We start from the raw sequence: 23,225 nt of genomic DNA, 5'->3' as shown, positions 1-23,225 counted from the left end.
GCCCGCTAGAGTCCCCGAATGGTCGAACTCGACTCCCTCCGCGCCACCCGCGACGCCTACGACGCCGTCGCCGCGCGCTACGCGCGGCAGTTCACCGACACCCTGCGCGACCGACCGTTGGAGCGGGCGCTGCTCGCCGCGTTCGCCGAGTCCGTGCGGGCGGGTGGTGCGGGCGAGGTCGCAGATCTGGGGTGCGGGCCGGGGCATGTCACCGCCCATCTGCGGGGGTTGGGGCTGCGTGCCTTCGGCGTCGACGCGTCGCCCGCGATGATCGGGTCGGCCCGGGAGGCCACCCCGGATCTGCGCTTCGAGGTGGGCTCGATGGCAGCGCTCGACATCGCGGACGGTGCGCTGGGCGGGGTGCTCTCGCGGTCCTCGATCATCCACACCCCGCCGCAGGACCTGCCGTCCGTGGTCGCAGAGATCGCCCGGGTCCTGGCCCCCGGCGGCCAGTTGCTGATCAGCTGCTTCGCCACCGACGACCCTGCGATCCCGACGCAGTCCTTCGACCACTCGGTGGTGACGGCCTACCGCTGGTCGCCCGACCACCTGGCGGGGCTGCTGCGCGGCGTCGGCGTGAGCGAGGTCGCCCGGGTCCTGTGCCAGCCGAAGCCCACCGACAAGCGGCAGTTCCAGGAGCTGCAGCTGCTGGCTGCCAAGAACTGGCCAGTGCTCGGAGGAGAAGCAGTGACTCAGCGGCGTTGACGGCCCCGCGCTACGCTCGGGTCGTCGGAGTGATGTCCACGGGGTGGAGGACGACGTGCCGGATTCGGAGCCGTTGAACGGCGATCTGATCGCCCCGCACCGGACGCCGCCGACGATCGACCCGGCCGTGGCCACGCCGGCGCGCATCTACTCGTATCTGCTCGGCGGCAAGGATCACTTCCCGGCCGATCGCGCGGCCGCGGAGAAGGCCCTGGAGGCGATGCCGGTCCGGGACTTCGCCCGTGTCAACCGCGCTTTCCTGACCCGCGCCGTACGGCACCTGGCCGAGACCGGCCTGGACCAGTTCCTGGACATCGGCATCGGCCTGCCCGCCCCCGGCAGCACGGCCGAGACCGCGCTGGCGGTGCTGCCCGACGCGCGGATCGTCGGCGTCGACAACGATCCGATCGTCCTGGCGCACGCCCGCGCTCACGGCGAGGAGCCCGCGCCGTCAGGCGCGACGGTCGTCGCCGGGGACGTCCGCCGTCCGGCGGAGATCCTGGAGCATCCCGAGGTACGCGGCCGCCTGGACTTCGACCGGCCGGTCTCGGTGCTGCTGGTCGCGGTCATGCACTTCGTCATCGACGAGGACGACCCCTACCGCGCGGTGCGCACCCTGATGGACGCCGTCGCCCCGGGCAGTGCGCTAGTGCTGTCGCAGGTGACCGCCGACCTGGACCCGGAAGGGGTCCGCGCGACGGCGAAGGCCTACGCCCGATCGTCGGTGAGGACCGCCGTGCGAAGCGGCAAGGAGATCGCCGCGTTCTTCGACGGCCTGGACCTGGTCGACCCCGGCCTGGTGGTGCTGTCGCAGTGGCGGCCGGACGAGCAGGTCCTCGCCGGGGACGACCGGATCGGGATGTACGGCGGAGTGGCGCTCAAGCCCTGAATCGGCTCCCTACCAGCCGCTCCTCAGCTCTGGGCCATGTCGACGAAGCGGGAGTAGTGGCCCTGGAAGGCCACGGTGATGGTGGCGGTCGGGCCGTTACGGTGCTTGGCGACGATCAGGTCGGCCTCGCCGGCTCGGGGGGACTCCTTCTCGTAGGCATCCTCTCGGTGCAACAAAATGACCATGTCGGCATCTTGTTCGATAGATCCCGACTCGCGAAGGTCCGAGACCATCGGCCTTTTGTCCGTTCGCTGTTCGGGGCCACGGTTCAGCTGAGACAGCGCGATGACCGGGAGTTCGAGCTCCTTCGCCAGCAGCTTGAGGTTTCGGGACATCTCCGAGACCTCCTGCTGCCGGCTCTCCGGCCGGCGGGCGCCGCCGCCGGTCATCAGCTGGAGGTAGTCGATGACCACCAGCCGCAGGTCGTTCCGCTGCTTGAGGCGCCGGCACTTGGCGCGGATCTCCATCATCGACAGGTTGGGGGAGTCGTCGATGTAGAGCGGGGCGTCGTTCAGCTCGGGCATCCGCCGGGCCAGCCGGGTCCAGTCCTCGTCGGTCATGTTCCCCGACCGCATGTGGTGCAGCGCGACCCGCGCCTCCGCCGAGAGGAGGCGCATCGCGATCTCATTGCGCCCCATCTCCAGGGAGAAGAAAACGCTCGGAATCTTGTGCTTCACCGAACAGGAGCGGGCGAAGTCCAGGGCGAGCGTGGAGTTGTGGACCACGATGTCGTTGGCGACGAAGTTGTGCGTGCCCTCGACGGTCAGGTCGTAGACCTCGGCCTCGCCGTCCGCGACGACGGACTCGACCCGGTCCCACTGAACGTCGGAGGTCGCGATGTCCATCAGGACGGTGGACTCCAGGGCCTTGGCCAGCTCCAACAGGCGATGACGGCTGAGCTGCTGTCCGACATGCCAGTTGTGGTGGCGCGGTCGGCCGGTGCGTGCGCTGATGTCGGCCCAGCTGCGGTCGGCCTTCTCCGCCTTGATCAGCTCCCAGACCTCTCCCGGGATCAGGTCGAGGTTGGGCTGACCGACCCGGTCGCCGCAGGCTGCGAGAACCTCCTCGACCTGGCGTTCCTTGGAGTGGATGCCGACCCTGGCCGCGAAGGTCCGGATCTGGTCGACGTCATGGATCAGCACCTGGAAGGCCGCCCGCCGCTCGCCCTGGTAGGCGACGGTACGGCGGACCACCTTGGCCACGATCCCGAGGCGGAGCAGCAGGTGGGCGACGTCGCGCGCCAGGCGCTCGCTGACCGAGCAGTAGCCGATCTGCGGCTGGTTGCCCGGCTTGGACACCGAGGCCCAGCCGTCGGTGGCGTAGAGGCGGGAGAGGAACAGCGCGATCTGGTGCTCCGGCAGCCGGAAGAACGTCTCAGGGACGAACTTGTCATGGCTGCCCCTGCCCCAGAGGTCCCAAGCGAGCAAGTGGTCCATCAACGCATGTGGTCCGTTGACCGGGGCGCAGAAGGCCATTTCGGAAGCGTGCTTGTGCCCCTCCTCCACACTGTCCGTGCAGTGCCTCCCCATGACGCACGGCTTGGGGGATCGCAGCCGTACTACTGAACCGAACTCCTCGCCCAGTTTCTGTGCTTCGTTCTGAATAACCGGATCAAGCGCGCGAAGTCGCGGAACAGGGTGGGTTCCAGTGATGCAGCCGTCGCCGAGGAGGTAGCCGGTCAGTGCCACCAAAGCGCTCGGCAGTTCTGCCGACACCCCGGTTCGCAATTCCCGAGGAACGGCGATTCGCTCACCGGGACGGAGCTGATCCAACGAGACCCATCCACGCAGAGTACGGAAGGGGTGGTTCGGGGTGGCTGAGATCGCCCGGCCCAACTGGGTCTCGACCTTCAGCACGCTTTTGAGCCCGTTGTGAATGAAGTCCGAAGGCCGGACGCTCTGCATCCGCCAGTCGCCTCCAAGGGTATGGATCTCCAGATGTTCACCGGCTTGTCCACGTCGGACGAAGTCTTCAATGGTGATGCGCTCGCCGGTGCGCGCCTCCACAATGATTGTCGTGGACATGAGGCACTTGCCCATCGCGGGCCTCGCCGCCACCACGATCATCTGGCCCGGGTGCAGGCCGTTGGTCAGCGAGTCGAGGTCGGCGAAGCCGGTGGGGACGCCGGACATCTGGCCGCTGCGGGAGCCGATGGACTCGATCTCGTCGAGGGCGCCCTCCATGATGTCGCCGAGCGGGGCGTAGTCCTCGTTGGTGCGCTGCTCGGTGACGGCGTAGATCTCGGCCTGGGCCGCGTTGACGATCTCGTCGACGTCGCCCTCGGCGGCGTATCCCATCTGCGCGATCCGCGTGCCGGCCTCCACCAGCCGGCGCAGCACCGCCCGCTCGTGGACGATCTCCGCGTAGTACTCGGCGTTGGCGGCGGTGGGGACCGAGTTGACCAGGGTGTGCAGATAGGAGGGGCCGCCGACGCGGGTGATCTCACCGCGTTTGACCAGCTCGCTGGCCACCGTGATCGGGTCGGCGGGTTCGCCGCGCGCGTAGAGGTCGAGGATGGCGCTGTGGATCAGCTCGTGCGCGGGCCGGTAGTAGTCGGCGGGCTTGATCACCTCGACCACGTCGGCGATGGCGTCCTTGGACAGCAGCATGCCGCCCAGCACCGACTGCTCGGCGGCGAGGTCCTGCGGGGGGACCCGCTCGTACGAGGAGTCGCCGCCGCCCTGCTTGCCGTCCTTGCCGCCGTTGGCGTAGGAGGAACGGTCCGCCTGGTTCCCGCCGAAGCTGGAGCCGCCGCCCTGCCCGCCCCCGCCCCCGCTGCCGCCCCGACCGCCGCCGCCCTGCCCGCCGCCGAAGCCGGAACCGCCCTTGCCCTTCCCCTTGCCGAACGGCAGCCGGTCGCCGGGACCGTCGCCGGGGGACGGCGGCGGGGGCCACTCCTCGTCCGGCGGCGGGATGTCGTGGTCGCCATGGTCGTCGTATGGAACGTCGCTCATCGGGACCCCCTCGTCGATCTTTGCGCGGGATCCGGAGCGGACATACGCGTCACCCTCTTCTATACGGCACCCCACTGACACAGGGCACCAGCGCGCTGGTGCGGCGCGTCGGCAGAGCGACCACGCTAAGGGGGAGCAGCCCATCGGCCAAGATGGTTATCCACAGGCCATGTGGATGAAGGGCCCCATGCTGTGGAGAACTGACCCCAAGCTGTGCACGGGCAGGGGGACAGTCTGTGGATAACCCGAAGATCTTTACGGCGTCAACACGCTGACCTGCGGCGATGCATTCCACCCCCTGTGCATGAGAAATATTTCTCGGTGAGCGTGAAGATCGCCACCCAAGGTGTCCGCTCCGCCACCCGGAGCACACCGCAGTAAGACCCATACCCGCTTTGCAGCCATTACCTGTGGATGACTACGGTAGGACCATGCGATCGACCTCCCGCGGCACCCGGCACGACCGGGAGATCCTCGTCCTCGCCCTGCCCGCCTTCGGCGCCCTGATCGCCGAGCCGCTGTTCCTGATGGCCGACTCCGCCATCGTCGGCCACCTCGGCACCGCCCAGCTGGCCGGCCTCGGCGTCGCCGCGGCGCTGCTCACCACCCTGGTGAACGTCTTCGTCTTCCTCGCCTACGCGACCACCGCCGCCGTCGCCCGCCGGGTCGGTTCCGGCGACCGCCGCGGCGCCGTGCAGCAGGGCATCGACGGGATCTGGCTGGCGCTGATCCTGTCCGTCCCGGTGGTCCTCGCCGCCCTGCTGTTCGCCCCCGACCTGATCGGGGTCTTCGGCGCCTCCCCCACCGCCACCCCCTACGCGGTCAGCTACCTGCGGATCAGCGTCCTCGGCATACCGGCGATGCTGACCGTGCTGGCCGCCACCGGCGTGCTGCGCGGGCTGCAGGACACCCGCACCCCGCTGTACGTGGCCGTGGCCGGCTTCAGCGCCAACCTGGCGCTCAACCTGGTCCTGGTCTACGGCGCGGGCCTGGGCATCCGCGGCTCCGCGCTGGGGACGGTGCTGGCGCAGTGGGGCATGGCCGCCGCCTATCTGACCGTGGTGGTCAGCGGCGCCCGGCGGACCGGCGCCAGCCTGCGCCCCGACCCGGACGGCATCAGGGCCTGCGCCACCGCGGGCACGCCGCTGCTGATCCGCACCCTCAGCCTGCGCGCCGTGCTGCTGATCGCCACCGCCGTGGCCGCGCGGCTCGGCAACACCTCGATGGCGGCGGAGCAGATCGCGATGTCCCTGTGGAGCTTCCTGGCCTTCGCCCTGGACGCGATCGCCATCGCCGGCCAGGCGATCATCGGCCGCTACCTGGGCGCGGGCGACATCGCGGGCGCCCGGGACGCCACCCGGCGGATGGTGCAGTGGGGGATCGGCTCAGGCCTGCTGCTGGGCGCACTGCTGCTGCTGGCCCGCCCGCTCTACCTGCCGCTGTTCAGCTCCGACCCGGCGGTGCACCGGCAGTTGGGCACGGTGCTGCTGATCGCCGCGCTCGGCCAACCGGTCTGCGGCGTGGTCTTCGTGCTGGACGGGGTGCTGATGGGCGCGGGCGACGGTCCGTACCTGGCCTGGGCCATGGTCGCCACCCTGGCCGCGTACGCGCCGGTGGCGCTGACCGTCGGCAGCGGCAGCCTGAACGCGCTCTGGGGCGCGATCACCCTGTGCATGGTGGTCCGGCTGCTGTTCCTCACCCTGCGCGCCCGTACCGGTGCCTGGCTGGTCACCGGAGCGGTCCGGGCCTGACGGCCCGGACCCCCACGGCCTTCACGCCGGCTGCGTCCGCGGCACCCGCGAGCGCCGCAGCCGCCGGCAGGCCCCGGCCCAGCCAGGCCTCAGCCCGGCCCAGCCAGGCCTCAGCCCAGGCCGGCCCGGCCCTCAGCCCAGCCAGGCCGCAGGCCTCAGCGCAGCCGTCGTTCGAAGAACGCCGTCCCCTGCAGCGGCCGCCCGCCCATCCCCCGGTACGGCCCCTCCGCCGCCCGCTCCCCCAGCGGCACCCGGTAGCCGCGCAGCGTCCCGTAGCCGCCCGCCGCCAGGTTGCGGTACAGCTCCCGGGCCAGCAGCGTGGCGTACCCCCGCCCCTGCCACGCCGGCGTCGTGCCCGAGGCCACCAGCACCGCCTCGGCCCGGTAGCGCCCCCGGCGCACCGCGGTCCGCAGCCCGATCCTGCGCAGCGGTCCTGGCCGGCCCAGCGCCTCGGTCAGGTAGGAGGACACGTCGGGGACCGCCAGCAGGAAGGACACCGGCTCGCCCGCCCTGGTCAGGTACAGCAGCAGGTCCTGGTCCAGCACCCGGGCCAGCCCGGCCGCCCGGTCGGCGAAATCGGCGGGGGAGACCTCGGTGCGCTGCTCCACCTGCTCCGCCGAGTCGTTGAGGATGCCGCGGAGCAGCGGCAGCACCCGGTGCAGGGTGTGCCGCCGCCCCCGGTGCACCACCAGCTCCTCGTCCTGGATCCGCCGGTCGTCGAAGGCGAAGGCCTTCTCCGGCGGCAGCCGTCCGGGGTCGTCCAGGCCCTCGCAGATCCAGGTCTGCCCGGGCCAGCGCGGGGTGAAGCCGTTGCGCCGGTACGCGGTCGGGTAGTAGGCGGGGCTCCAGCCGCCGCCGCTGAGGCCGCGTTCGGCGAAGCCCGAGGTGAGCACGCCGGGGGACTGGTCCGGCAGCAGTTCCACCGGGCCGAGCAGCAGGTCGCAGCCGCTGACGGTGGCGGCCTGCTCGGCGAGGTCGAGCAGTTCCTTGGCCGGGTCGTCCCCGTCCGGGGTGAGGTCGGTGAACTCGGTCAGGCCGAACAGCTGGACCGGGCGGCCGACCCGGACGTCCAGGTCGGTGTTGCGGTGCAGGCAGGTGCGGCCGACCACCCGGCCCCGGCCGTCCCTGGCGAGGTAGAGGTCGACCGGGCCGTAGCGCCGCTGCGGCCCGCTGCCCCGGTACCAGGCCCGGATCCGCCGCTCTGGGACGGGCACGTAGAGCTCGGGCGGGTGCAGCCGCAGCGGAAGGTCGCAGAACTCCCGCAGCTCCGCCGGGCTGGTCACCTTGGTGACCTGGATGACCATCGCCGTACTCCCCCAGACACGTTGCCGACAGATAAGTTACCGACCAGTAGAGCTTTCATCCTGCGCGCCCGCCGCCCCGCGCGCATGCGCACGCGTACTCAGCCGAGCCCTCCCTCACGCCCTCAACTACGCCTGAGTACGCCGAAAAGGCCGGCCCCCGAGGGGACCGGCCTTTCCAGCAGCGTGCGTCAGGCAGCGACGACGTCGACGTTGATCTTGGCGACCACGTCGGACAGCAGCTTGACGGTGACGGTGTGGGCACCCGTGGTCTTGATCGGCGAACCGATCTCGACCCGGCGCTTGTCCACGAGCGGACCGTCGACGGCCTTGATGGCCGCGACGACGTCGCCCGGGGTGACGGAGCCGAAGAGACGGCCCGCGTCGCCCGCGCGCACGGCGAGCTTGACGGTCAGACCCTCAAGCTTGCCCTTGACCTCGTTGGCCTGCTCGAGCGTCTGGATCTCGTGGATCTTGCGGGCGCGACGAATCGCGTCCACGTCCTTCTGGCCGCCCTTGGTCCAGCGAATGGCGAAGCCACGCGGAACCAGGTAGTTGCGGGCGTAACCGTCCTTGACCTCGACGATGTCGCCGGCGGTCCCGAGGCCGGAGACCTCGTTCGTGAGGATGATCTTCATGGTTCGGTCACCCTCCTATTCAGCGAGCGGTCGAGGTGTAGGGGAGCAGAGCGACCTCGCGGCTGTTCTTCACAGCCGTGGCCACGTCGCGCTGGTGCTGGGTGCAGTTGCCGGTGACCCGGCGAGCGCGGATCTTCCCACGGTCGGAGATGAACTTGCGGAGCAAGTTCGTGTCCTTGTAGTCGACGTAGGAGATCTTGTCCTTGCAGAAGACGCAAACCTTCTTCTTAGGCTTGCGTACAGGCGGCTTCGCCATCATGTACTCCAACTGGTGTTCACGATCCGGCCGTCGCCCCGCGAGGGGCGCGACCGGGTCGCACGGGATCAAGTCTGAGCGGGCCTCACCCCGGAGGGATCAGCCCAGCACACTGCCTGGAACTAGAACGGGGGCTCGTCCGAGAAGCCGCCGCCGGCCGGGGAACCCCAGCCGCCGCCGTTGCCGCTCTGCTGGCCGCCACCCTGCTGTCCGCCGGACGCCGGGGCGCTGGACGCCCAGGGGTCGTCGGACGGAGCGGACTGGCCGCCGCCGGAGTTCTGCGAACCCCAGCCGCCGCCGTTGCCGCCCTGCTGGCCGCCACCACCGAACCCGCCACCGCCGCCGCCACCGGCGTTGCCGCCGAAGCCACCGCCCGGTGCGCCCTGTCCGCCGGTCCGCTGGGCCTTGGTGACCTTCGCGGTGGCGCGCAGCAGCGACGGGCCGACCTCGTCGACCTCGACCTCGTAGACGGTCCGCTTCTCGCCCTCTTTGGTGTCGTACGTGCGCTGGCGCAGACGGCCCTGGACGATGACGCGCATACCGCGCTGCAGCGTCTCAGCGCAGTTCTCCGCCGGCTGACGCCAGACGTTGCACGTGAGGAAGAGGCTTTCGCCGTCCTTCCACTCGTTGGTCTGGCGGTCGAACGTACGAGGAGTGGACGCGATGCGGAACTTCGCGACGGCCGCACCCGAAGGCGTGAAACGCAGCTCGGGGTCGTCGACAAGGTTGCCGACAAGGGTGATGACGGTGTCGCCTGCCATGGTGGTGTTCGACCTCTCGGTGGGAGCGGTTCCGTTCAAGCAGTGCTCACCGCGACGGCCGTACGGACGACCGGGCGGTGCAGTACCTCAAAGATTCCAAAGGTTCTGGAGAGAGGTACTTGGGTGGAGCCTCAGTGGGTGTCCGGGCGGAGCACCTTGGTGCGGAGGACCTGCTCGCTCAGGTTGAGCTGCCGGTCGAGCTCCTTGACGACCGCAGGCTCAGCCTTGAGGTCGATCACCGAGTAGATGCCCTCGGACTTCTTGTTGATCTCGTACGACAGACGACGACGACCCCAGGTGTCGACCTTCTCCACATTGCCGCCGCCGGTGCGGACGACATTGAGGAAGTTCTCGATCAGGGGGGATACTGCGCGCTCCTCGACCTCAGGGTCGAGGATCACCATGACCTCGTAATGACGCATGTGGAACCCACCTCCTCTGGACTCAGCGGCCACGGTATTTCCGTGGCAGGAGGGTTTTTTGAACGCGTCGCAACAGTAGTGGTCGGCACTGACAATCCGGCTTGGGAGCCTCGGGCAGCGCACGGGTCGCGGCAGAAGAGCCGCGCCACACCGATGCAGACGGCCCAGCCTACAGGTACCCGAATGGGGTCTTGAAATCCACCCCCCGATCGCCGCAATCTGTACACATCGGGTAACGGCGCCCACTACAGTGCGCCACCGTCCCGAGGCCGTACGGCCGACTCCCGGCCGCCGGTCCCGACGATCCTCCCCAAGGAGGCGGGTCAGATGGCTCACTCGTTCGGTTCCTCACAGCCCCAGGGGCAGCCCACCAGCCCGCTGCCCTCCCTCGCCCCGATGTCGCCCTACGGCGCGGGCTACCAGCACGCGACGGACGGCGCGAAGTCGCACCCGCTGCAGGACACCATGGCCGCGCTCACCGTGATCCTCGGTGCCGTCGCCGTCGCCACCTGCATGTTCCGCGGCCTGCACATCGTCGCGTCCTGGACCGGCCTGGCCGGAATCCTCACCGGCGCGGTCGGCCAGTACATCTCGGTGACCACGGCCGAACGCTTCCTCTTCGTCTGCGCCGGCGTCGCGGCGGCGGCGGGATTCGGCATCGGCCTGGCCCACGGCGGCCTCTACTGACGGCGCCCTGACCGCGTCGCGGCCCGGCGCGGGCCCCGTCCAGGCCCGGTCCCGGCCGCGACGCACCGACGGTGACGGGCGACAACCCTATGGGGGTGCTCCACCTGGGCAGTAGGCTTCGCGTCTGACGCGAAACTGAAGCCCGAGGAGCACCCCCACAATGAGCCTGCGCCTGAGGACCATCAGCCCGGAGGAGCATCTGGCCTTCGTCCGGACCCTGCCCTCCGCGAGCCATATGCAGGTCCCCTCCTGGGGCGAGGTCAAGGCCGAGTGGCGCTCGGAGAGCATCGGCTGGTTCGACGACCGCGGCGCCATCGTCGGCGCCGGACTGGTGCTGTACCGGCAGATCCCCAAGGTCAAGCGCTACCTGGCCTACCTGCCCGAGGGCCCGGTGATCGACTGGTTCGACCCGAACCTGGACCGCTGGCTGCAGCCGATGCTGGACCACCTGAAGTCGCAGGGCGCGTTCACCGTGAAGATGGGCCCGCCGGTGATAATCCGCCGCTGGCAGGCCGAGACCATCAAGAGCGCCATCGCCGGCAAGGAGGCCAAGCGGCTCCGCGACGTCGAGGCCGACTGGTACGAGCCCCGGGCCATCGACACCGCCGACCGGCTGCGCCGGCTGGGCTGGCAGCAGGGCGAGGACGCCGGGGCCGGCTTCGGCGACGTCCAGCCGCGCTACGTCTACCAGGTGCCGCTGGCCAACCGCTCGCTGGACGACGTCCTCAAGGGCTTCAACCAGCTGTGGCGCCGCAACATCAAGAAGGCCGAGAAGGCCGGGGTGGAGATCGTCCAGGGCGGCTACGACGACCTGCCGGTGTTCCACCAGCTCTACCTGGAGACGGCCGAGCGGGACCACTTCATCCCCCGCCCGCTGTCCTACTTCCAGCGCCAGTGGAAGGCCCTGACCAGCGAGGACCCCAACCGGATGCGCCTGTACCTGGCGTACCACGAGGGCGACGCGCTGGCCGGCACCACCATGATCACGGTCGGTGAGCACGTCTGGTACTCCTACGGCGCGTCCACCGTGCACAAGCGCGAGGTGCAGCCCAACAACGCCATCCAGTGGCGGATGCTGCGCGACGCCTACGCGCTCGGCGCGACCGTCTACGACCTGCGCGGCATCAGCGACACCCTGGACGAGGACGACCACCTGTTCGGGCTGATCCGCTTCAAGGTCGGCACCGGCGGCCAGGCGGCCGAGTACCTCGGCGAGTGGGACTTCCCGCTCAACAAGCTGCTGCACAAGGCGCTCGACATGTACATGAATCGCCGCTAGACCCCTCCCGCACACCGACGACAAGCACGGAAGGCATCCCACACCCCATGGCGCTCACCCTGTACGTGGACACCCCTCGCTGGCGTGCCCACCAGCGCTCCGTCGTGGACGCCTTCCCCGGCCTGGTCCCGGTCGCGAAGGGCAACGGCTACGGCTTCCGCAACCTGCGGCTGGCCGAGGAGGCCACCCGGCTCGGCTCGGACGTCCTCGCCGTCGGCACCTCCTACGAGGCGGCCGAGCTGAAGGACTACTTCGGCAAGGACCTGATCGTGCTCACCCCGTACCGGATCCGCGAGGACACGGTGCCGCTGCCGCAGCGGGTGATCCGCACGGTCGGCTCGATCGAGGGCGTACGGGGCCTGGTCGGCGGACGGGTGATCATCGAGTGCATGACCAGCATGCGGCGGCACGGGGTCTCCCCGGAGGACCTCGGCAAGCTGCGGGCCGCGATCGACGACGTCCGGGTCGAGGGCTTCGCGGTGCACCTGCCGATGGACCGGCCCGAGGGGGTCGACCCGCTGGCCGAGACCGCCGCCTGGGTGGACCGGCTGCGCGCGGCCGGGCTGCCGCTGCGGCGGATGTTCGTCAGCCACCTGACCTCGCAGGAGGTGGCGGAGCTGAGCCGGCGCTACCCGGACGTGCACTTCCGGGCCAGGATCGGCACCCAGCTCTGGCTGGGCGACCACCGGGTGATCGAGAGCCGCGGCACGGTGATGGACGTCCATCCGATGGCCAAGGGCGACCGCTACGGCTACCGCCAGCACCGGGCCGGCGCCGACGGCCACCTGCTGGTGGTCGCGGGCGGCACGGCCCACGGGGTGGGTCTGGAGGCCCCCAAGAACCTCACCGGCCTCACCCCCGCGCCAAGAACCTGGCCCGCGCCGGGCTCGCGACCCTCAACCGCACGCCCTCGCCGTTCAGTTGGAACGGCTCCAAGCTGGCGTTCGCCGAACCCCCGCACATGCAGGCCTCGCTGCTGTGGCTCCCCGGCGAGATCCAGCCCCCGCAGGCCGGCGAGGAGCTCAAGGCCACGCTGCGGCACACCACCACCCTGTTCGACCGCATCGCCGACCGGGACTGAGCCGACCTGATCCGACCGGAATAGCCGGATGCGCCACCAGCCTGTGGATAACTTCTTATCCACAGGCTGGTGGTCGTTTATCCACAGGCTCAACCAGCCGCAGAATCAGCGTACTTGGCGTCCCCGAACTCCTCATCGACGCTCGCAAAAGCATCATCTGCCCTGTCCAGGACTCCTCCTGACGGGTCGTCACTACCGTCCCAGCGGACCACGTCGCACTCCGGCGCCAGTACGTCGCGGATGACCATTACACACAGGTAGAGCAGCCCCAGCAGGTGGACCACGATGGCCGCGTGGTACCAGTCCGCCGGCAGCCCCTTCTGGTGCGGGCTGGTGGAGTAGGCGAAGTAGAACCAGATGGCGAGGAAGTAGAGCACCTCGCAGGCCTGCCACACCAGGAAGTCCCGCCAGCGCGGCCGCGCCAGCACCGCCAGCGGGACCAGCCACAGCACGTACTGCGGTGAGTAGACCTTGTTGGTGAGGACGAACGCGGCGATCATCAGGAACGCCAGCTGCGCCAGCCGCGGCCGGCGCCGGGCGCCCAGGGCGAGCCAGGCGACGCCCAGGCCGCAGAGGGCCATCAGCAGCAGGATGACGACGTTGACGGTGGTGGTGGACCAGCTGGTCACCCCGTTCTGGGAGAGGATCAGCCAGAACGAGCCGTAGTCGACCTTCCGGCTCGCGTTGTAGGTCCAGAAGGTGGCCCAGCCGCTGAAGTTGAGCAGCATGAACGGGACGTTCAGCACCAGCCAGGCCCCGATCCCGGCCCCCAGCGCCTGCCCGAAGGCCCGCATCCGCCCGGCCCGCCAGCACAGCAGCAGCAGCGGGAGCAGCAGCAGCAGCGGGTAGAACTTCGCCGACACGGCCAGGCCGAGCAGCGCTCCGGCCCAGACCACCCGGCGGTTGGCCCAGCAGGCCAGGGCCAGCGCGGTGAGGGCGACCGTGAGCAGGTCCCAGTTGACGGTGGAGTCCAGGGCCAGCACGGGCGCCAGTGCGAACAGCATCGCGTCCCAGGGGCGGCGGCGGTGGGTGCGCATCACCGCGATCACCGCGACCACCGCGCAGATCATCAGCATGCCGGAGTTGAGCAGCCAGTAGACCTGCTCGCGGTGGACGTCGCTGCCGGAGGGGGTCAGCCAGGCGGCGAACCACATGAAGAGCCCGGTCAGCACCGGGTACTCCAGGTACTGCATATGGGCGTTGGCCGGGTCGCTCGCGCCGGGGATCCGGTCCAGGTAGGGGACGGAGCCGATCGAGAAGCCGCGCAGCGAGAACATGTGCGGGATGTCGCTGTAGCAGGCGTGGTCGTACTGGGCGGTGGTGCCGAAGAACCAGCCGCTGTTGTAGCAGGGGACCTTCTGCACCATGCCGAGCGCGAAGACGATGATCGTGCACACCGCGAGCACCCGTCCCGCGGTCCACCAGCTGACGCCGAGCAGGGCCCGGCGGCCGGGGGCGCCGCCGAGGACCTCGCTGCCGGCGGCGGCGACCGGATCCTCGTCGGCGGGGACCACCACGGTGTCCTCGGCCGGGGGCGGGGGAAGGGTCAGCACGCCCGTGCCGTCCTCCGGTACGGCCGGGTCGGCACCCGGGTGGGCAGGGGGCTGGTCCGCTGCCGCGTCACGCTCGCTCGACGTCATGCCGGACATCCTGCCGCACGTCCCTCGGTGAGGACCGGGCACCCGGCGGGTTGGCCGGCAAATTGGCAGCGGCCCCGGCGTACGGCCGCCCCGCGGGGTGGCCGTACGCCGGGGCCGCTCGGCCCTGACCGCGCCGGATCAGCCGCCGGTCCCTCCCCCTCGGCCGCCCTTGGTCTTGGTGGCGCTCGCCGTACTGCTGGCGCTCGTCGTGTTGCAGACCTGCACCACCGGGATGCACGGCGGGGTCGGCGTGTTGCTGGGAGGTGTGCTGGTCGCCGGCGGGGTCGTGGTGGCCGTGACCGGCGCGGTGGCCGTCGCGGTGGCCGTCGCCGTGGCGGTCGCGGTGGCCGTGGCGCTCGGCGTCGGGGTCGGCGCCCCGGACTCGTTGGCGCCCTTGGGCAGGCTAGGCGCGGCCGGGAAGGCGGCCACGGGCAGGCCCTTGAGGGCCTGGGTCATGTAGAGCGTCCAGACCTCGGTGGGGAGCTTCCCACCGTAGAAGGTGGTCTGCTGACCGGTGCCGGTGCCGATCATGCTCTTCAGACCCGGCTTCAGCGGGTTCTCCCGGTACATCCCGATGGAGGTCGCCAGCTGCGGGGTGTAGCCGTTGAACCAGGCCGACTTGTAGTCGTCGGTGGTACCGGTCTTGCCGGCCGCCGGCCGGCCCAGCGCCTTGGCCGCGGTGCCGGTTCCGTAGTTGACGACGTCCTCGAGCATGCTGTTGATGGTGTCGGCGGTCGACGGCTTCATCGCCTGGACCGACTTGATCTTGTCCAGGGTCGGCGTGGTCAGGTTCTGGCCGGTCCGCTGGACCGACTTCACCGAGTAGGGGTCGTGGGAGATCCCGCCGTTGGCGAAGGCGGCATAGACGTTCGCCATCCGGATCGCGCTCGGGGTGGACGTGCCGATGTAGAAGCCGGCCGTGTCGGAGGTGAGGATCTTCGGGTCGAGCCCCAGTTTCACCGCCATGCTGTGGACCGGCTGGTAGCCGACGTCCTCGCCCAGCTGCACGTACGAGGTGTTGACCGAGTTCGCCATCGCCTTGCGCAGGGTGATGAACCCCGGTTTGGCGGTGTCGTCGTTCTTCTGCTTGAACGGCGAGCCGTCCTTGTTGGTGAGCAGCTGGCCGGCTTGGTTCTTGATGGTGATCAGGTCGTTGCCGTTGAACTTGCTGTCCGGGGTGATCGGTGACGGATCGGCCCCCGGGGTGAGCACCGCCCCGTTCTCCAGGGCGGCGGCCATCACGATCGGCTTGAAGGTCGATCCGACCGGGACGCCCTCGCTGTTGGCGTTGTTGACCGAGTGGCCCTTGTCCGCGCCCGGGCCGCCGTAGATCGCCACGATGGCGCCCGAGCTGGGATCGATGGAGGCCGCGCCGGTCTGGAAGTAGGTGTCGGTCTTCGGACGCTTCTTGGGGTCGATGTGCTCCGCGTCCACCTGGTTCACCGCGGCGGTCAGCGCGGTGACCCTGGCCTTGTTGAAGGTGGTGCAGACCTTGAAGCCGCCGTTGGCGAAGTCGGCGTCGGTCACCTTGGGGGTGCTGTGCGCCTCGACGTAGTTGGTGGCGGTGTCGACCATGTAGCCGACCTGCCCGTTCAGGGTGGCGTTCCGGACCCAGGCGACCGGCATCGGGAACTTGTCCGGCGTGTACGCGGCCCGGTCGGCGGCGGTCATCCAGTTGTTGGCGACCATCCGGTCGAGCACGTAGTTCCACCGGGCCAGGGCCTTCGCCTGGACGTTCTTGTCGGTGGCGACGTCCTGGTAGTAGCTGGGCTGGTTCACCGTCGCGGCGATGAAGGCGCCCTGGGAGACCGTCAGCTGCGAGGCGTGCTCGTGGTAGTACGCCTGGGCGGCGGCCTCGATGCCGTTGGCCCCGCGCCCGTAGTAGTTGCCGTTCAGGTACCCCTCGAGGACCTCGTTCTTGGTGTAGTAGCCCTCACCGATCTTCGTGGAGATGATGATCTCCTGGAACTTCCGGCTCAGGGTCTGCTGGCTGTTGCCGAGCACGCTCTCCTTCACCCACTGCTGGGTGATGGTCGAGCCGGACTGGATCTGACCGCCGGTGGCCATGTTCTTGACCGCGCGCAGGATGCTCTTGGGGTCGATGCCCGAGTTGGTCTCGAAGGTCTCGTCCTCGGCGGCCATGAAGTCGTGCTGGACCACCATCGGCACGTCCTGGAGCTTGACGTTCTGCCGGTTGACGGTGCCGGTGGTGGCCATCACCGTCTTGCAGTCGTCCCAGTAGAAGATGTTGTTCTGCAGCTCGGAGGTCGGGTTGGGCTGCGGCACCTTGGTGGTCGCGTAGGCGTAGCCGACCAGGCCCACCACGCCGGCGAACACGATCAGGGCGCCGCTGAGGATCTGCTTGATCGAGGGGATCCAGCGACGTACCCCGGACTTGCCCCAGCGCGGGTAGTCGAGGAAGCGCCTGGGCCGGGTTCCGGCCGGGCCGCCGGGTCCACCGGAGCCGGCCGCGCCCGCGCCGCCGCCCTTGGCCGGGCCGCCCCTGCGCATCTCGGCGCGGGTGAGCCGGGGCTCGGAGGGCGAGGCCTGCCGCTGAGAACCCTGCGGCTGGGAGCCCGGCCCACCCTGCGGACGGGCCGTCCGGCGCGGGGGAGTGCTCCCCGGGTTCGACTGCTGCTTGCGCCGATGTTCGCTCATACGTCCAGCTGCTCCTCGGACAGGCCGTCAGACCTGAAGGCGGTAGTCCACTTCCGATTCGCCCCAGGGCCCTCCTGGCCCTGCGTGCGAGTCCCCCGGGGCACCGGCCGGAGAGGCCGCACTGCACCAGGGACCAGGACGCCCCAACTGCCACTTCGGTTCCCGGCTCCATGCATAGCGGACAGAGTACGCAGCAATTCAAGGAAGCTAATGGTGCTTCAGCTGCCAATACGGACAAAACGACCACAGATACTTAGGAAACCGTTGGCTTCCTACCTGTATGTGATCACCTTCACGAGGTCGCCCCTTGCTTGAATCGCGGTCGCGGCATATCGTCTCGATGTATCGAATCGATACATCGAGTCGGCATAGTGGTGGGACCGCAGCAGTGGCGAAGGGAGACGGCAGGACATGAGCAGACGCTCCGGCATCCTTGAGTTCGCCGTCCTCGGCCTGCTCCACGACGCCCCGATGCACGGCTACGAACTGCGCAAACGTCTCAACGTCCTGCTTGGTTCCTTCCGCGCCTTCTCCTACGGCACGCTCTACCCCTGCCTCAAGGGGCTGGTCGCCCAGGGCTTCCTGATCGAGGACAACCCCGACACGGAGTACATCCCGGCGACCGCGCTCAACGGCAAGCGATCGAAGATCGTCTACCGGCTCACCCCGGAGGGCAAGCAGCGCTTCGAGGAACTGCTCGCCGACTCCGGCCCGGACGCCTGGGAGGACGAGCACTTCGGGGTGCACTTCGCCTTCTTCGGGCAGACCGACCGGGCCGTGCGGATGCGCGTCCTGGAAGGCCGCCGCAGCCGGCTGGAGGAGCGGATGGAGCGGATGCGCACCTCGCTGGCCCGCACCAGGGAGCGCCTGGACGGCTACACCCTGGAGCTCCAGCGGCACGGACTCGAGTCGGTGGAGCGCGAGGTCCGCTGGCTCAACGAGCTGATCGAGACCGAGCGGGCCAACCGCACCGGCCGTGACGCCGCACCACCCGGCCCCGAGCGGGCCCCACAGATTTCGGACGACAGGGACCGGCCCGCGGACAATGCCGCAACGCCGCCCGACCGCCCGGGGCGCTCCTCCCAGGAGCGCTGACCACAGCGCGGACCGCGCACGCGGGCGGTCGGGGGACTGCCGGCACCACATTGACGTAACGCACTGGCGTTTCCATCACGATCACAAGAGGGAGCAACCGAAATGAGTTCGGTTCGCGTAGCCATCGTAGGTGTGGGCAACTGCGCCGCCTCGCTTGTCCAGGGCGTCGAGTACTACAAGGACGCCGATCCGAACAGCCGCGTGCCCGGCCTGATGCACGTGCAGTTCGGTGACTACCACGTCCGCGACGTGGAGTTCCACGCCGCTTTCGACGTCGACGCCAAGAAGGTCGGGCTCGACCTGGCCGACGCCATCGGCGCCAGCGAGAACAACACCATCAAGATCTGCGACGTGCCCGCGTCGGGGATCACGGTCCAGCGCGGCCACACCCTGGACGGCCTCGGCAAGTACTACCGCGAGACCATCGAGGAGTCCACCGAGGAGGCCGTCGACATCGTGCAGGTCCTCAAGGACCGCAAGATCGACGTCCTGGTCTGCTACCTCCCGGTCGGTTCCGAGGCCGCGGCGAAGTTCTACGCCCAGTGCGCCATCGACGCCAAGGTCGCCTTCGTCAACGCCCTCCCGGTCTTCATCGCCGGCACCAAGGAGTGGGCGGACAAGTTCACCGCGGCCGGCGTGCCGATCGTCGGTGACGACATCAAGTCCCAGGTCGGCGCCACCATCACGCACCGCGTGATGGCGAAGCTGTTCGAGGACCGCGGCGTGCTGCTGGAGCGCACCCTGCAGCTGAACGTCGGCGGCAACATGGACTTCAAGAACATGCTGGAGCGGGACCGCCTGGAGTCCAAGAAGATCTCCAAGACGCAGTCCGTCACCTCGCAGATCGTGGACCGCGACCTGGGCGCCCGCAACGTCCACATCGGCCCGTCGGACTACGTGCCGTGGCTGGACGACCGCAAGTGGGCGTACGTGCGCCTCGAGGGCCGTGCCTTCGGCGACGTGCCGCTGAACCTGGAGTACAAGCTCGAGGTCTGGGACTCCCCGAACTCGGCCGGCGTCATCATCGACGCGGTCCGCGCCGCGAAGATCGCCCTGGACCGGGGCATCGGCGGCCCGATCCTGTCGGCGTCCTCCTACCTGATGAAGTCGCCGCCGGTGCAGTACTTCGACGACGAGGCCCGCGACAACGTGGAGAAGTTCATCCGCGGCGAGGTCGACCACTGAGCACCGGCCGTTGACCACCGGCCACTGAGCCGAACCGACCGTCCGAGGGGTGCCTGTTTCACGTGAAACAGGCACCCCTCGGTCGTGTCAGATGCGGCAGCACCGTGCCGCCCTGGCCAGGGCCTAGTCTGTGCAGGTGTCGATCACCCGAGGTGCAGCCCTGTTCCGGCTGCCGGACTTCCGGCGCCTGCTGCGTACCCGGTTGCTCTCCCAGCTCTCCGACGGCGTGTTCCAGGTCGCCCTGGCCTCCTATGTCGTCTTCTCCCCCGAGCGCCAGCCCACCCCGGGCGCCATCGCCTCCGCCTTCGCGGTGATGCTGCTGCCGTTCTGCCTGGTCGGACCGTTCGCAGGCCCGCTGCTCGACCGCTGGCGCCGCCGGCAGATCCTGCTGTACGGAAACCTGGTACGGCTGCTGCTCTGCCTGGGCACCGCGGTGCTGGTGCTGCTGCACGTCCCCACCCCGGTCTTCTTCGGCGCCGCCCTGCTGGTCACCGGGGCCAACCGGTTCGTGCTGGCCGGGCTCTCCGCCGCACTGCCGGCCGTCGTCCCGCCCGCGCTGCTGATCGGTGCCAACGCCCTCGCCCCCACCCTCGGCACGGTGGCCAGCAGCATCGGCGGCGGCTCCGGCCTGGTGGTCCGGCTGGTCCTGCCCAGCGGGGCCGAGGCCAACGCCGGACTGCTGGTGCTGGCCGCCCTGGGCTACGGCTGCGCCGCGCTCGCCACCCGGACCATGGCCCGCGACCTGCTCGGACCGCAGCGCGAGCAGCAGCCGCCGGAGCCGCTGCGGACCGTACTGGCGGCGACCGCGCGGGGGCTGGCCGACGGGCTGCGGCACCTGGTCCGGGAGTGCCGCCCGGCCGCGAACGCGCTGGCCGCGGTGACCATGTGCCGCTTCTGCTACGGCCTGCTGCTGGTGCTGACCCTGATGCTGTGCCGGAACACCTTCGCCGCGCCGGAGGACCAGGCGGCCGGGATCCGCTGGCTCGGCGGGGCGCTGGCCGCCTCCGCGGCGGGGTTCTTCTCCGCGGCGCTGCTCACCCCCTGGGCCAGCCGGCGGATCGGCGTGAACGGCTGGCTGGTCTGCTGCGCGGCGCTGGCGGCGCTGCTCACCCCGGCGCTCGGGCTGTTCTTCGCCCCCGTCCCGATCATCACCGCCGCCTACCTGCTCGGGCTGGTCACCCAGGGCGTCAAGATCAGCACCGACACCCTGGTCCAGACCGGGGTGGAGGACGCCTTCCTGGGACGGGTGTTCGCGGTCTACGACGTGCTCTACAACACCGCGCTGGTGGCCGCCGCGGCGGTGGCCGCCCTGGTGATGCCGGCCAGCGGACGCTCCGCCACCGTGGTCCTGATCGCGGCCCTGCTCTACGGGCTCACCGCGCTCGGTTACAGCCTGACGCTGCGCCACCCGTTCTCTTCGTCCGCTATGACCACACCTGTCCCGCCCGGCTCATAACCACTGCGCAACGGGCGGCCGGTGACCGCCCGTCAGCGGATAGCGTGCGGGGCACATCGCTCCGTCCACCGACCACCGAGGTCCCCCATGGCAACGCCGCCCCCGCCCAGCCCGGGCAACCCGTACACGCAGCAGCCCAACCCGTACGGACCACCCCCCGCCGCCGTCCCGCCGCAGCAGCCGTACGGCCAGCCGCAGGGCTATCCGCCGCCCCAGGGGTACCCGCCGCAGGGGTACGCGCCGCCGCAGGGCTATCCGCCGGCGCAGGGGTACGCCCCGCCGCAGGGCTACCCGCAGGCGCCGCCTCCGCAGCAGCAGCAGTACGGGTACCCGCAGCCGCCGCAGAACCCCTACGGCCAGCCGCAGTACGGCCAGCCGCAAGGCCACCCCCAGGGCCAGCCGCAGGCGCCGGGGCCGCAGCCGCAGCCGGTCTACGACGGCGGTCCGACCTGCCGCTTCTGCGGGGGCTTCCCCGCCGCCGCGGTGAACTTCCACGGCCACCGCGGCATGATCCTGGTGATGCAGTTCCACAAGACCCGCGGCCCGTTCTGCCACACCTGCGGTACCGCGGTGATGCGGGACATGTCCGCGAAGACCATGGTCCGCGGCTGGTGGGGCTACAGCTCCTGGCTGTTCAGCGGCATCGCGCTGATCCGCAACGCGATCGGCTTCAACAAGATCAAGGCGCTGCCGGCCGCCGCGCCCGCGCCCGGCCAGTCCCAGCTGGTCCCCGGCGCCCCGCTGCTCAAGCGGCCCGAGGCGCTCGGCCTGCTGGTCCCGGCCGTCCTGGTGCTGATCATCCTGGTGGTGCTGGTGGCGGCCGCCGCAGGAGGCGGCAGCTGAGACCGGGCCGGGCCGCGGCCGACCCTCAAGGCTGCCGCCCCTACAGCTGCCCGCCCTTACGGCTGTCGGCCGGCCCACCACTCCCGGAGTGCGGCCTCGGCCGCCTCCGGGCCCAGCGGGCCCTGCTCCAGCCGCAGTTCCAGCAGGAAGGCGTACGCCTCGCCGACCGCCCGGCCCGGCTTGAGGTCCAGGATCGCCATAATCTCGTCGCCGTTGAGGTCGGGCCGGATCGCGCCCAGCTCCTCCTGCTCGCGCAGCACCGCGATCCGTTCCTCCAGGCCGTCGTAGGCGCGCGACAGCGTCGCCGCCTTCTTCCGGTTCCTGGTGGTGCAGTCGGAGCGGGTCAGCTTGTGCAGCCGCTCCAGCAGCGGACCGGCGTCGCGGACGTAGCGGCGCACCGCCGAGTCGGTCCACTCGCCCTCGCCGTAGCCGTGGAACCGCAGGTGCAGCTCCACCAGCCGGGAGACGTCCGCGATCAGCTCGTTGGAGTACTTGAGCTCCCGCATCCGCTTCTTGACCATCTTCGCGCCGACCAGCTCGTGGTGGTGGAACGAGACGCCGCCGCCGTCCTCGAAGCGGCGGGTGCGCGGCTTGCCGATGTCGTGCAGCAGCGCGGCCAGCCGCAGGGTCAGGTCGGGGCCCTCGGTCTCCAGGTCGATCGCCTGCTCCAGCACCGTCAGCGAGTGCTCGTAGACGTCCTTGTGCCGGTGGTGCTCGTCCCGCTCCAGCCGCAGCGCCGGCAGCTCCGGCAGCACCCGGGCCGCCAGCCCGGTGTCCACCAGCAGCAGCAGGCCCTGCCGCGGGTGCGCGGACAGCAGCAGCTTGTTCAGCTCGGCCTGGATCCGCTCGGCCGAGACGATGTCGATCCGCTCGGCCATCTCCGTCATCGCGGTGACCACCTCGGGCGCCACCTCGAAGTCCAGCTGGGCCGCGAACCGGGCCGCCCGCAGCATCCGCAGCGGATCGTCCGAGAAGGACTGCTCCGGGGTGCCGGGGGTCCGCAGCACCCGCGCGGCCAGATCCGCCAGGCCGTGGTGCGGGTCGACGAAGACCACCTCGGGCAGGGCCACCGCCATCGCGTTGACGGTGAAGTCGCGGCGGAGCAGGTCCTCCTCGATGGTGTCGCCGTAGGACACCTCCGGCTTGCGGGAGTTGCGGTCGTACGCCTCGGAGCGGTAGGTGGTGATCTCGATCTGGAAGTCGAACAGCTCACCGTGCACCGGGTCGGCGACCGGCCTGGCCCGCTTCCGGGCGCCGACCGTGCCGAAGGCGATGCCGACGTCCCAGATCGCGTCGGCCCAGGGCTTCAGCAGGGCCAGGATCTGCTCGGGACGGGCGTCGGTGGTGAAGTCCAGGTCGTTGCCCAGCCGGCCGAGCAGGGCGTCCCGCACCGAACCGCCGACCAGCGCAAGCCGAAAACCGGCCTGCTGGAAGCGGCGGCCCAGCTCGTCCGCGACCGGGTACGCGCTGAGGACACCGCCGACGGCGGCCTGCTGCGCGGCGCTGAGGGAATCGCTGGACTCGGAGGAATGCATGACGTTCGGCACGAGAGACAAGCCTACGTGGCGTTACCGGCGCGGCGCGCCTCGTTAAGAAGGGCAGCGAAGCCCCGTCCCGGAGGGGG

General features: G+C 70.1%; 18 protein-coding genes and 1 pseudogene. 10 read left to right on the top strand and 9 right to left on the bottom strand.

What is annotated here, in order from left to right; all coding sequences use genetic code 11:
• Positions 1-18: 18 nt before the first annotated feature.
• Positions 19-705: a class I SAM-dependent DNA methyltransferase gene (locus ACXKR8_RS25755; RefSeq protein WP_458266946.1), complete on the top strand. Its 687-nt coding sequence runs from the start codon at positions 19-21 to the stop codon at positions 703-705.
• Between the two features lie 55 nt (positions 706-760).
• Positions 761-1,594 carry an SAM-dependent methyltransferase gene (locus ACXKR8_RS25750; protein ID WP_458266945.1) on the top strand — a complete coding sequence of 278 codons (834 nt, stop codon included), beginning with the start codon at positions 761-763 and terminating at the stop codon, positions 1,592-1,594.
• Positions 1,595-1,617: 23 nt separating this feature from the next.
• On the opposite strand, the gene dnaB is transcribed toward ACXKR8_RS25750, so the two are convergent.
• Complete coding sequence (gene dnaB / locus ACXKR8_RS25745) at positions 1,618-4,548, bottom strand: replicative DNA helicase (protein ID WP_458266944.1); 2,931 nt, start codon at positions 4,546-4,548, stop codon at positions 1,618-1,620.
• A gap of 431 nt (positions 4,549-4,979) precedes the next feature.
• Here dnaB and ACXKR8_RS25740 point away from each other — a divergent pair, with 431 nt between their 5' ends.
• Entirely contained in the window at positions 4,980-6,299 is a 1,320-nt protein-coding gene (locus ACXKR8_RS25740; RefSeq protein WP_458266943.1) for an MATE family efflux transporter, read from the top strand.
• A gap of 155 nt (positions 6,300-6,454) precedes the next feature.
• Here ACXKR8_RS25740 and ACXKR8_RS25735 read toward each other — a convergent pair whose 3' ends face one another.
• The 5 genes from ACXKR8_RS25735 to rpsF all read right to left on the bottom strand — a co-directional run bounded on the left by ACXKR8_RS25735 (position 6,455) and on the right by rpsF (position 9,677).
• Positions 6,455-7,603 carry a hypothetical protein gene (locus ACXKR8_RS25735; RefSeq protein ID WP_458266942.1) on the bottom strand — a complete coding sequence of 383 codons (1,149 nt, stop codon included), beginning with the start codon at positions 7,601-7,603 and terminating at the stop codon, positions 6,455-6,457.
• Between the two features lie 188 nt (positions 7,604-7,791).
• On the bottom strand, positions 7,792-8,238 hold the full coding sequence (gene rplI, locus ACXKR8_RS25730) for a 50S ribosomal protein L9 (RefSeq protein ID WP_458266941.1): 447 nt from the start codon (positions 8,236-8,238) through the stop codon (positions 7,792-7,794).
• Positions 8,239-8,257: 19 nt separating this feature from the next.
• Positions 8,258-8,494 (bottom strand): 30S ribosomal protein S18, encoded by a 237-nt coding sequence (rpsR, locus tag ACXKR8_RS25725; protein WP_034089348.1) that lies wholly within the window; start codon positions 8,492-8,494, stop codon positions 8,258-8,260.
• A gap of 122 nt (positions 8,495-8,616) precedes the next feature.
• Positions 8,617-9,255: a single-stranded DNA-binding protein gene (locus ACXKR8_RS25720; protein ID WP_458266940.1), complete on the bottom strand. Its 639-nt coding sequence runs from the start codon at positions 9,253-9,255 to the stop codon at positions 8,617-8,619.
• Positions 9,256-9,386: 131 nt separating this feature from the next.
• Positions 9,387-9,677 (bottom strand): 30S ribosomal protein S6, encoded by a 291-nt coding sequence (gene rpsF / locus ACXKR8_RS25715; RefSeq protein ID WP_123498332.1) that lies wholly within the window; start codon positions 9,675-9,677, stop codon positions 9,387-9,389.
• Positions 9,678-10,073: 396 nt separating this feature from the next.
• On the opposite strand from rpsF, the gene ACXKR8_RS25710 reads away from it, so the two are divergent.
• The 3 genes and pseudogenes from ACXKR8_RS25710 to ACXKR8_RS25700 all read left to right on the top strand — a co-directional run bounded on the left by ACXKR8_RS25710 (position 10,074) and on the right by ACXKR8_RS25700 (position 12,724).
• Positions 10,074-10,364, top strand: a complete 291-nt coding sequence (locus tag ACXKR8_RS25710) for a hypothetical protein (protein WP_458275085.1) — start codon at positions 10,074-10,076, stop codon at positions 10,362-10,364.
• Between the two features lie 160 nt (positions 10,365-10,524).
• A complete protein-coding gene (locus ACXKR8_RS25705) occupies positions 10,525-11,643 on the top strand; it encodes a lipid II:glycine glycyltransferase FemX (protein WP_458266939.1) in 1,119 nt (372 codons plus the stop codon).
• Between the two features lie 47 nt (positions 11,644-11,690).
• Positions 11,691-12,724, top strand: a pseudogene (locus tag ACXKR8_RS25700) (alanine racemase).
• A gap of 89 nt (positions 12,725-12,813) precedes the next feature.
• On the opposite strand, the gene ACXKR8_RS25695 reads toward ACXKR8_RS25700, so the two are convergent.
• Positions 12,814-14,364: a glycosyltransferase family 87 protein gene (locus ACXKR8_RS25695; protein ID WP_458266937.1), complete on the bottom strand. Its 1,551-nt coding sequence runs from the start codon at positions 14,362-14,364 to the stop codon at positions 12,814-12,816.
• A 138-nt stretch (positions 14,365-14,502) separates the two neighbouring features.
• A complete protein-coding gene (locus ACXKR8_RS25690) occupies positions 14,503-17,022 on the bottom strand; it encodes a transglycosylase domain-containing protein (protein ID WP_458266936.1) in 2,520 nt (839 codons plus the stop codon).
• Positions 17,023-17,433: 411 nt separating this feature from the next.
• On the opposite strand from ACXKR8_RS25690, the gene ACXKR8_RS25685 reads away from it, so the two are divergent.
• The 4 genes from ACXKR8_RS25685 (at position 17,434) to ACXKR8_RS25670 (ending at position 21,601) form a co-directional block, all read left to right on the top strand.
• Positions 17,434-18,117, top strand: a complete 684-nt coding sequence (locus tag ACXKR8_RS25685; protein WP_458266935.1) for a PadR family transcriptional regulator — start codon at positions 17,434-17,436, stop codon at positions 18,115-18,117.
• 102 nt (positions 18,118-18,219) lie between these two features.
• Complete coding sequence (locus ACXKR8_RS25680) at positions 18,220-19,302, top strand: inositol-3-phosphate synthase (RefSeq protein ID WP_458266934.1); 1,083 nt, start codon at positions 18,220-18,222, stop codon at positions 19,300-19,302.
• Positions 19,303-19,438: 136 nt separating this feature from the next.
• The gene (locus tag ACXKR8_RS25675) at positions 19,439-20,758 is read left to right on the top strand and encodes an MFS transporter (RefSeq protein ID WP_458266933.1); all 1,320 of its coding nucleotides are present in this window, start codon (positions 19,439-19,441) and stop codon (positions 20,756-20,758) included.
• A gap of 87 nt (positions 20,759-20,845) precedes the next feature.
• On the top strand, positions 20,846-21,601 hold the full coding sequence (locus ACXKR8_RS25670) for a hypothetical protein (protein WP_458266932.1): 756 nt from the start codon (positions 20,846-20,848) through the stop codon (positions 21,599-21,601).
• Positions 21,602-21,657: 56 nt separating this feature from the next.
• Here ACXKR8_RS25670 and ACXKR8_RS25665 read toward each other — a convergent pair whose 3' ends face one another.
• A complete protein-coding gene (locus ACXKR8_RS25665; RefSeq protein ID WP_458266931.1) occupies positions 21,658-23,136 on the bottom strand; it encodes a CCA tRNA nucleotidyltransferase in 1,479 nt (492 codons plus the stop codon).
• Between the last annotated feature and the right edge of the window lie 89 nt (positions 23,137-23,225).

This window comes from Streptacidiphilus sp. PAMC 29251, from assembly GCF_054208735.2.
This window is presented reverse-complemented; position numbering and strand designations above follow the sequence as displayed.

What these genes read in the sequence shown, in the direction of transcription:
- ACXKR8_RS25755 (WP_458266946.1), top strand. Translation starts at nt 19, where the DNA reads ATGGTCGAACTCGACTCCCTCCGCGCCACCCGCGACGCCTACGACGCC.
- dnaB (WP_458266944.1), bottom strand. Translation starts at nt 4,548, where the DNA reads ATGAGCGACGTTCCATACGACGACCATGGCGACCACGACATCCCGCCG.
- ACXKR8_RS25740 (WP_458266943.1), top strand. Translation starts at nt 4,980, where the DNA reads ATGCGATCGACCTCCCGCGGCACCCGGCACGACCGGGAGATCCTCGTC.
- ACXKR8_RS25735 (WP_458266942.1), bottom strand. Translation starts at nt 7,603, where the DNA reads ATGGTCATCCAGGTCACCAAGGTGACCAGCCCGGCGGAGCTGCGGGAG.
- rplI (WP_458266941.1), bottom strand. Translation starts at nt 8,238, where the DNA reads ATGAAGATCATCCTCACGAACGAGGTCTCCGGCCTCGGGACCGCCGGC.
- rpsR (WP_034089348.1), bottom strand. Translation starts at nt 8,494, where the DNA reads ATGGCGAAGCCGCCTGTACGCAAGCCTAAGAAGAAGGTTTGCGTCTTC.
- ACXKR8_RS25720 (WP_458266940.1), bottom strand. Translation starts at nt 9,255, where the DNA reads ATGGCAGGCGACACCGTCATCACCCTTGTCGGCAACCTTGTCGACGAC.
- rpsF (WP_123498332.1), bottom strand. Translation starts at nt 9,677, where the DNA reads ATGCGTCATTACGAGGTCATGGTGATCCTCGACCCTGAGGTCGAGGAG.
- ACXKR8_RS25710 (WP_458275085.1), top strand. Translation starts at nt 10,074, where the DNA reads ATGTCGCCCTACGGCGCGGGCTACCAGCACGCGACGGACGGCGCGAAG.
- ACXKR8_RS25705 (WP_458266939.1), top strand. Translation starts at nt 10,525, where the DNA reads ATGAGCCTGCGCCTGAGGACCATCAGCCCGGAGGAGCATCTGGCCTTC.
- ACXKR8_RS25695 (WP_458266937.1), bottom strand. Translation starts at nt 14,364, where the DNA reads ATGACGTCGAGCGAGCGTGACGCGGCAGCGGACCAGCCCCCTGCCCAC.
- ACXKR8_RS25690 (WP_458266936.1), bottom strand. Translation starts at nt 17,022, where the DNA reads ATGAGCGAACATCGGCGCAAGCAGCAGTCGAACCCGGGGAGCACTCCC.
- ACXKR8_RS25685 (WP_458266935.1), top strand. Translation starts at nt 17,434, where the DNA reads ATGAGCAGACGCTCCGGCATCCTTGAGTTCGCCGTCCTCGGCCTGCTC.
- ACXKR8_RS25680 (WP_458266934.1), top strand. Translation starts at nt 18,220, where the DNA reads ATGAGTTCGGTTCGCGTAGCCATCGTAGGTGTGGGCAACTGCGCCGCC.
- ACXKR8_RS25670 (WP_458266932.1), top strand. Translation starts at nt 20,846, where the DNA reads ATGGCAACGCCGCCCCCGCCCAGCCCGGGCAACCCGTACACGCAGCAG.
- ACXKR8_RS25665 (WP_458266931.1), bottom strand. Translation starts at nt 23,136, where the DNA reads ATGCATTCCTCCGAGTCCAGCGATTCCCTCAGCGCCGCGCAGCAGGCC.